General features: G+C 72.9%; 6 protein-coding genes. All 6 read right to left on the bottom strand.

What is annotated here, in order from left to right:
• Nucleotides 1-636: 636 nt before the first annotated feature.
• Complete coding sequence (locus HW577_RS15515; protein WP_198377061.1) at nucleotides 637-1,590, bottom strand: sterol desaturase family protein; 954 nt, start codon at nucleotides 1,588-1,590, stop codon at nucleotides 637-639.
• 11 nt (nucleotides 1,591-1,601) lie between these two features.
• On the bottom strand, nucleotides 1,602-2,366 hold the full coding sequence (locus tag HW577_RS15520; RefSeq protein WP_198377065.1) for a polysaccharide deacetylase family protein: 765 nt from the start codon (nucleotides 2,364-2,366) through the stop codon (nucleotides 1,602-1,604).
• Nucleotides 2,353-3,294, bottom strand: coding sequence for a Vgb family protein (locus HW577_RS15525; RefSeq protein ID WP_198377062.1), 942 nt, complete (start codon nucleotides 3,292-3,294; stop codon nucleotides 2,353-2,355). The genes HW577_RS15520 and HW577_RS15525 overlap by 14 nt, the downstream gene beginning before the upstream one ends.
• Before the next feature lie 115 nt (nucleotides 3,295-3,409).
• Nucleotides 3,410-3,838 (bottom strand): peptide-methionine (R)-S-oxide reductase MsrB, encoded by a 429-nt coding sequence (gene msrB / locus HW577_RS15530; RefSeq protein WP_198377063.1) that lies wholly within the window; start codon nucleotides 3,836-3,838, stop codon nucleotides 3,410-3,412.
• A 14-nt stretch (nucleotides 3,839-3,852) separates the two neighbouring features.
• A complete protein-coding gene (gene msrA, locus HW577_RS15535) occupies nucleotides 3,853-4,404 on the bottom strand; it encodes a peptide-methionine (S)-S-oxide reductase MsrA (RefSeq protein ID WP_198377064.1) in 552 nt (183 codons plus the stop codon).
• Nucleotides 4,405-4,458: 54 nt separating this feature from the next.
• On the bottom strand, nucleotides 4,459-8,197 hold a 3,739-nt coding region (locus HW577_RS15540; RefSeq protein WP_269769552.1), incomplete at its 5' end, for a calcium-binding protein.

Raw genomic sequence — 8,197 nt, forward strand, 5'->3', positions numbered from 1 at the left:
CGCCCCCCCCGCCGCCGCCGCCGCCGCCGTACCCGCCGCCGCCATGCCCGCCACGCCCGGAACTCGCCTCCGCGGCGCCGGCCAGGAGCGCGAGCGCCGCACCGCCAATGATCATGAGCTTCATGCCTGTACCTTTCGTCCGGTCGGGCGCAGGGACCGTGGCCTCCCTGTCCGGACGCCTCACGCAAGGCGGCACCCGAACCCGGCATCTGCGTCAAGAATACGTTAAATTTTGTCTCAATAAGTGCGCAATGGCTATTTTTGCGCCATCGCGCCGCGTGCATCCATAATTTTGATCGCGCCTGACGCGTGCCGATTCCGAATCGATGCTCGCTGGAATTGTGCTCGTGACCCCAGAACGTCCGCGCGAGGTCGCCGGATCGCGGGGCAGATTGAATCAACGAACTCACCGGCACGCGATGGGGAGTCCCGCCGGTGACCCGGACTCGCGCGCCACCGTCTCGACCCTTTCGGGATCTGTGCGCGCGGCGGTCCAGGGGCCGACGGAGGCCGCCACTCGCAACCGGGGCGCGCGCCCATTGTCACCGAGGTCCGCGTCGGAACCGCTGCGGCGCGCACGGCGTCAGCCGCCGCGACTGCCACGGCGCGATGTTCGCGATCGCCGCCTTGCGAGGGTCAGCCCTGGCCCCGGCCCGTCAGCGCCGCGCCCATCCGGCGCAGCCCGACCAGTTGCTGGCGCAGCCAGCCGCCCGTCGCCAGCGCCTCCGGCGCCTCCGGGTCGCCGGTGCGCGGATAGACGTCGCGGCGGAAATCCGCCGTGCCGAAGATCCAGTCCCAGACCGGAAACAGCACCGCGTAGTTCTTGCCGTGCCCGGCCACGGAGAGGATGCCGTGGTGCAGCCGGTGGAAGCGGGGGGAGACGAACAGCCTCTCCCCCACCCGGCCGAAGGACAGGCGCACATTGGCGTGGCTCAGGCTCTCGGCCAGCCGCATCACCAGCACCAGCAGAGGGAACTGGCCCGGCGGCACGCCGATCAGCAGCGCGATCGCGCCGAACCAGAAGGCCGCGATCACCTCGTCCAGGATATGGTTCCGGTCATCCGTCCAGAAGGTCATCTGGCGCTGCGCGTGGTGGATGGAATGCAGCGCCCACCACCAGCCGAACATGTGCTGGAAGCGGTGCCGCCAGTATTCGCCGAAGTCGAGGATGACGACGTAGATCGCGAAGGCCAGCAGCGGCATCTCGCGCAGCGCGGGGAACAGCGTCTCGAGCGTCGGCGGCACGAAGCCGCTGTCGGCCACCGTTCCCTCCCACCAGGCCTGCAGGGAGGCGAGGAAGACGAAGGCGACCAGCGGCAGCAGCCCCAGCCGCGTCAGCAGCGTGTAGACGATGTCGGTGCGGATCGCGCCGCGGTCGGTCACGGGTTCTACCGGCCGCCAGGCTTCCAGCGGGCGGCACACCAGCCAGACGATGGCGATGGAGAACACGCCGAACAGGCCGAATTCCAGCCATTCGATCGCGTCCTCGGCCCAGTCCATCAGCCCCGCCGCGTACATGGCGGGCTGCAGCAGATGCTCGAAGATCCAGCCGGTCAGCGCATCGAGCGGGCGGGTGATGAGGTCGGTCATGGGGCGAAAATCTATCGGCGCCCCTCTGGCGGCAAGGTGGCGAAGCAGAAGCCGCGTGCCTGCAGGCCGGCGATCACCTCCTCCAGCACCTCGGCATAGGGTTCGCGCCGGCTGCGGATGCCCCAATGCATCACCAGCACCTCCCCATCCCGCACGCTGCGCAGGGTGCGGGCGACCAGCGCCCGGTTCGGATGCGCGTCGGACGGCAGTTCGTCGCCGAGGAAGCCATTGGCCGTCCAGCCCTGGTGGCGCAGCCCGCAGGCTTCCCCGAGCCGGATCGCCCCAGGCGTGGTGATGCCGCCCGGCGCGCGCCAGAGCGGCAGCACCACCGCATCGGGCACGGCTTCGCGCAGCCTCGCGACGGGGGCGGCGAGCTCGCGGCACATCGCCGCCTGGTCCAGCGCCTCCTCCCCCTCCCCGGTGCGGGAGACGTAGCGCACGCGCCCCGGCGCGAGATCGCCGCGGAAGTACCAGTGCCGGTCGGTATGGCTCGCGAAGACATGGCCCTCGGCCGCACGGGCGCGCCAGAAGGCGGCCCAGCCGGGGCCGAGGCTGCGCTCCCCGGTATGCGTGGGTTCATGCGCGACGAACAGCGTCGCCCGCACGTCCCGCCGCTTGAGGATGGCGGCGATGCGCTCCGCCTCCCGCCCCCAGCCCGTGTCGATGGTCAGGTAGAGCGTGCCGGACGGGCAGGCGGGCGCGACCTGCGCCGCGGCGGGCGCCGCGAGCAGGCCGAGCGCCAGCGCGGCAAGCGCCCCTCGCCTACTGTTCTGCACGGCGGGGATGGACGAAGATGCCGTGCGGGCTGCGCCCGACCGGGATGGTCTCGACCTCGCCCGTCCGCGGGTCGAGCCGCGCGACGCGACGCGCCCAGCGCAGCGTCGCCCAGACGCGCCCATCCGGGTCGAAGGCGATGCAGTCGGGCCCGCCCGGGACTTCGTGGATGCGGCGGACCTCGAGCGTGCTCGGGTCGATCTCGGCGATCCGGCTCTGCACCCGGCTCGTGGCCCACAGGGTGCGGCCATCGGGGGCGGCGAAGATGGTGTGTGCGCCGCGGCCGACCGGGATCTCGCGCTCGATCTCCCGCGTCTCGGGGTTCAGCACGATGAAGTTCTCGGTGCCCATGATCCCGACGATCAGCCGCCCGCGGTGCCAGATGATGCCCGCGGGCTCCCGGCCCACCGGCACTTCCCACAGCGCTTCCCGCGTCTCGAGGCTGATCGCCGCGACGGTCCCGCTGCCCTGCAGCGTCACGTAGACGATGCTGGCATCCGGGCGGAAGGCGATGTGGGAGGGCTTGTCCGGCATGCGCAGCCGCGCAAGCAGGGCAAGCGTCCGCGCCTCGTAGATGTCGACCTGGTTGCGGCGCAGGCTGGCGACAACGAGGTGCCGCCCATCGGGCGAGAAATCCAGGTGATAGGGGTTCGAGACGCGTTCCCGCCGGCGCACGTCGCCGGTCGCGGGGTCCACGAACAGGATCTCGTTCCCACCGGAATCGGCGATCAGCAGGTCCCGCCCGTCGGGGCTCAGCACCAAGTGGTGCACTTCCCGCAGCGCCGGGATGCGGCGCAGTTCCTGGCGCGTGAAGGCATCGAGGATCGAGATGCTCGGATCCGTCGAGTTCAGCACATAGACGAGGTCCGCCGCCGCAGGCCGTGCCGCGAGCAGGATCGGAAGCAGCAGGCAGGCGAGCAATCGGCGCATGGATGCACAGGCGGGCTGAGGGCGGCGGAGGGGGCTTCCGTCGTGGCGGAAACTGCGCCGCGCCGTGCCCCGACGCAAGCACGGAGTCGCGCCTAGCCCCGCCTGTTGATGCCGGTCAATCCCCGGCGGGGCGGAAGGCCAGCGAAACCCCGTTCATGCAGAAGCGCTGCCCGGTCGGCGCCGGCCCGTCCGGGAAGACATGCCCCAGATGCCCGCCGCAGGCCGCGCAATGCACCTCCGTCCGCGTCATGAAGAAGGACCGGTCGGTGCGCGTCGCAACGGCCCCCTCGATCGGCGCGAAGAAGGAGGGCCAGCCCGTGCCGCTCTCATACTTCGCCGCGGCGTCGAACAGCGGCGCGCCACAGCCGGCGCAGGCGAAGGTCCCCGGCCGCTTCTCGGCGTTGAGCGGCGAGGTGCCGGGGCGCTCCGTGCCGTGCTCGCGCAGCACGCGGAAGGCCTCGGGCGAAAGGGCGGCGCGCCATTCCGCCTCGGTCTTCGCGACCGGGAAGGTCTCCCCGGCCGCCGGGTCGCGCTTGAACAGCATCGTCTCGTTCCTTCTCAAGCCGCCGGGCGCTTCAGGCGGTCGGCGAAGGCCTTGCGCACCTTCGCCACCTTCGGCGCCACCACCACGCGGCAATAGCCCGACCAGGGGTTGCGGGCGAAGTAGTCGTGGTGCTCGGGCTCGGCCGGCCAGAAGCGCGCGGCGGGGACCAGTTCGGTCACGAGCGGCCCGTCCCACAGGCCCGAGCCCTCGATATCGGCCATCACCGCGCGTGCGGCGGCCATTTGCGCCTCGGTCTGGGCAAGGATGATCGACCGGTATTGCGGGCCGACATCGTTGCCCTGGCGGTCCTTCGTGGTCGGGTCGTGGATCACGAAGAAGACGCGCAGCAGGTCTTCGAAGGTCAGGTCCGACGGGTCGAATTCGACGCGCACCACCTCGGCGTGGCCGGTCTTCTTGCCGCAGACCGCCTCGTAGCTCGGGTTGTCCAGGTGCCCGCCGGCATAGCCCGAGGTGACCGAGACAACGCCGCGCAATTCCTTGAACGCCGCCTCCAGGCACCAGAAGCAGCCGCCGCCCAGCACCGCAACCTCATGGGATCCGCTCATCGTGCCTGTCCTTCCCTGCTTCACCATCCAGTTTCGCCAGATGGGGTCGGTAGGTCACGGCAGGAAGACGATGTCCGCCGCACCGAGCGCGGCGCGGGGCACGCCGGCCAGCAGGACGGAATCGCCCGGAGCGAGGTCGATGACCGCGCCGCTGGGGGTCTGTCGCGTCGCGGCCAGCACGGCGGCGAAGTCCGCGAAGGCGAAGCCGCGCAGCAGCAGCCGGTCGAGCCCCGTGGAAAAATCGCCGATGGCGTCGAGCCCGGCCCCTGGCGCGAGCAGGAAGGCATCGCGCCCCGCCTCCCCGAACAGCATGTCCGCCCCGCCGGCGCCTTCGAGCGTATCCGCCCCGTCCCGGCCGAACATCGTCTCCGCCCCCGCTCCGCCCGTGATGCGGTTGGACAGGGTGTTGCCGATGCCCCCCCCGGCGCCCTCCAGCACCAGGTGCTCGACATTGGCGGCCAGGGTGAAGGTCCCGGCGCCGCGGGCGAAGAGCACGTCCACCCCCTGGGAGGCGGCCTCGACGAAGAGGTCGCCGGGCTCGGAGGCGACGCAGGTGTCGTTGCCGAGGTTGCCGTAGACCAGGTCCGCGCCCGGCCCGCCATCCAGCCAATCCTCCCCCGCGCCGCCGCGGAGGGTGTCGCGCAGAGTATCCTCCCCGCCGCCGGTGATCGTATCCCCGCCCGCATCGCCGTTGAGGTTGTCCGCCCCCGCGCCGCCGGCGATGGAATCGGCGCCGTCGCCGCCGAAGACCGTGTCGTTGCCGGCCTCGCCCAGCAGCAGGTCGATGCCGCCATTGCCCTGCAGCCGGTCCGCCCCGGCCCCGCCCTGCAGCGTGTCTGCGCCGTCCCCGCCGATCAGGAGGTTGTTGCCCTCGTTGCCGAGGATGCGCTCGTCGCCCGCCGTGCCGACGGCGAAGCGGTCGCCCGTGCCGGCACGCAGGACGAACCATTCGATGTTGGGCCGCAGGTAGTAGGAGGTGGTGGCGAAGACCGTGTCCGTCCCCCCGCCCGTCGGCTCGAACACCACCTGGTTGGACAGGCCGATCTCATAGGCGTCGTTGCCGGTCAGGCCGAACAGGAAGTCGGCGCCGCCGTTGGCGACCATCCGGTCGTTGCCCTCGCCGCCTTCCAGCGTGTCCGCGTTGGCGCCGCCGAACAGGCTGTCATCCCCCGCCCCGCCGCGGAGGTTGTTGAACCCCGTGCCGCCATTGAGCGTGTCGGCGCCACCGAAGCCGGCGAGCGTGTCGAAGCCCGCCCCGCCGGCCAGCGCGTCCGCATCCGTGCCGCCCCAGAGGCTGTCAGCCAAATTCGAGCCGATCACGGCCTCGATCCCCAGGATCGTGTCCCCCGCCGCGCCGCCGCCCGCGGTGCCGGCCGCCAGCGCGACCGTCACGCCGCGCGTGGCATCCGCATAGGACAGGGTGTCGCGCCCCGCCCCGCCATCCGCGCGGTCCGGACCCTCCCCGGGCAGCAGCAGGTCGTCATTCTCCTCGCCCGCAAGCGTGTCGGCGCCGACCCCGCCTTCCAGCGTGTCGTTGCCGGCGCGGCCTTCCAGCCGGTCCGCGCCCGCGCCGCCGATCAGCCGGTTTCGCCCCGTCCCGCCGGCCACCGCGATGGCGGCGGTCAGGGCCGAGGCATCCACCCCTTCGAAGCCGGTCGCGATGCCGCCGCCGGCCACCTGGTCCACCACGCTGTCGAGCGTGACGGTCGCCGGCGCGACCAGCCGCAGCAGGTCGAGCTCGTCGCCACCATCGATGAAGGGATCGGCGGGGTCATAGGCGACGGTGTCCTCGCCCGCGCCCGCCTCCACGGAATCCGGCCCCGCGCCACCATCGAGGGAATCCGCGCCGTCGAACCCCTGCAGGGTGTCGGCATCCTCCCCGCCGAGCAGCGTGTCGGCGCCGACGCCGCCATGGAGCCGGTCGAACCCCGCCCCGCCCACGAGCGAATCCCGCCCATCCGCGCCCCAGAGGCTGTCATTGCCGTCCCCGCCGGAGAGCGTGTTGCGGCCGAAGAGGCCGTCCACCTCCTCAAGCCCCGGGCCTTCGGCGAAGATCTCGTCCGCGCCGTCGCCGCCCTCCATCCGGTCGGCGCCCGCCCCGCCCCACAGCTGGTCGGCCGCCCCCCCGCCCGAGAGGCTGTCATCCCCCGCGCCGCCGAGCAGCCGGTCCACGCCGCCCTGCCCGGCCAGCGTATCGGCGCCGCCAAGGCCGAAGGCTTCCTGCCCGCCCGCCGCGGCGAGCAGGCTGTCCGCCCCCGCCCCGCCCACCAGCACGCGGAAGGTGCCGGGCGCGAAGGCCGCAGGGTCGAGCGCGAGCGCCCCGCCCCCCGGCGGCCGCAGCCACACCGCCGCGTCATCCGCCCCGATCACCAGGTCCTGGTCGAGATCGACGACGAACCAGCCGCCCGCCGGCGCGCCCGCCAGCGTCGCGGGCAGGAAGAAGGACTGCACGAAGCCGGGCCCGATCCCGTCTCCCGGCAGGGCGATGCCGAGCGGCAGGCCGGCCGAGGCGTCGCGCGCCGCCATTGCCCCGCGCCACACCAGTGGCGCCGGCCCGCCCGGCGCCGCGACGAGCCCCTCCGCCAGGTTCAGGGAGATCTGGTCGCCACCGGCGGTGTCGAAGTCGAGCACCCAGTCGGGGGCCGCGCCCGTCGCTTCGTCCAGCCCGGCGGTCGAAAGGTCGATGACGAAGCGGTCCGCGCCCGGGCCACCCGACATCGTGTCCGCGCCGGGACCGCCGGCCAGCGTGTCCGCCTCCTCCCCGCCGGCCATGACGTCGTCGCCCTCGCGGCCGAAGAGCTGGTCGGCGCCGTCGCCGCCCGTGAGGCTGTCGGCGCCGCCATCGCCCCAGAGCAGGTCGTCCTCGGTGCCGCCATCGAGCGTGTCGAGCCCGGCACCGCCGAACAGCGCGTCCCGCCCCGCCCCGCCCAGCAGCAGGTTGCGGTCGGCCGGGTCCTCGGTCTCGGGCGTGAAGGGGTCGGCGGCGAACAGCGTGTCGAGCCCGTCCCCGCCTTCCAGCCGGTCGGAGCCCGGCCCGCCGAGCAGCTCGTCCGCGAGGTCCCCGCCGGCCAGGGTGTCGTTGCCGAGGCCGCCGAGCAGGCGGTCGACGCCTTCGCCGCCCGACAGGCTGTCATTGCCGCCTTCGCCCCACATCGCGTCGTCGGTGCCGCCCAGGCCCGCCAGAACGTCATCCGCCGCGCCGCCGAACAGGCCGCCGAAGCCCACGGCGAAATCCTCGGCGACGAAGCCCGTGGCGCCGTCGAGCGGCGCGGTGGTGATGCGCAGCAGCAGGTCGGCCGAGCCGAACAGGCCGTTGTCGTCGAGGTCGGCCCAGATCTCAAAGGTCCAGGGCAGGCTCTCGACACGGCGCCACAGGACGTCGGCGAAGCCGTCGCCGACCTGCGATGCGGGCAGTTGGACGCCGGACTGGCCGTAGCCCTCGAAGGCGAAGTCGCCTTCCGGCACATGGAAGGCGAGGCCGAGGCCGAGCGCGACCGAACCCGGCAGCTGGATGCGGTCGCCCCCCGCGCGGCCGGCGCCGGCGAAATCGGCGATGCGGTCGGGCCGGGCAGGCTCGCTTTGCGGCGCGTCGCGTCGGTCGAAGCGGAACAGGTCGTCCCCGCCGCCGCCTTCCAGCAGTTCGGCCCCGGCGCCGCCATCGAGCGTATCGGCGGCGAGCCCGCCCACCAGCGTGTCGTCGCCCGCCCCGCCGGCCAGGCTGTCGCCGGCCGTGCCGCCGGCAAGCGAGTCATCCCCCCCGCCGCCGAGCAGCGCGAGGCCCGCCGCGGCGACG

Source organism: Neoroseomonas rubea, from assembly GCF_016106015.1.
GTDB lineage: Bacteria > Pseudomonadota > Alphaproteobacteria > Acetobacterales > Acetobacteraceae > Neoroseomonas > Neoroseomonas rubea.

Coding starts and splice junctions, on each gene's coding strand:
- msrA (WP_198377064.1), bottom strand. CDS start 4,404: ATGAGCGGATCCCATGAGGTTGCGGTGCTGGGCGGCGGCTGCTTCTGG.
- HW577_RS15525 (WP_198377062.1), bottom strand. CDS start 3,294: ATGCGCCGATTGCTCGCCTGCCTGCTGCTTCCGATCCTGCTCGCGGCA.
- HW577_RS15515 (WP_198377061.1), bottom strand. CDS start 1,590: ATGACCGACCTCATCACCCGCCCGCTCGATGCGCTGACCGGCTGGATC.
- msrB (WP_198377063.1), bottom strand. CDS start 3,838: ATGCTGTTCAAGCGCGACCCGGCGGCCGGGGAGACCTTCCCGGTCGCG.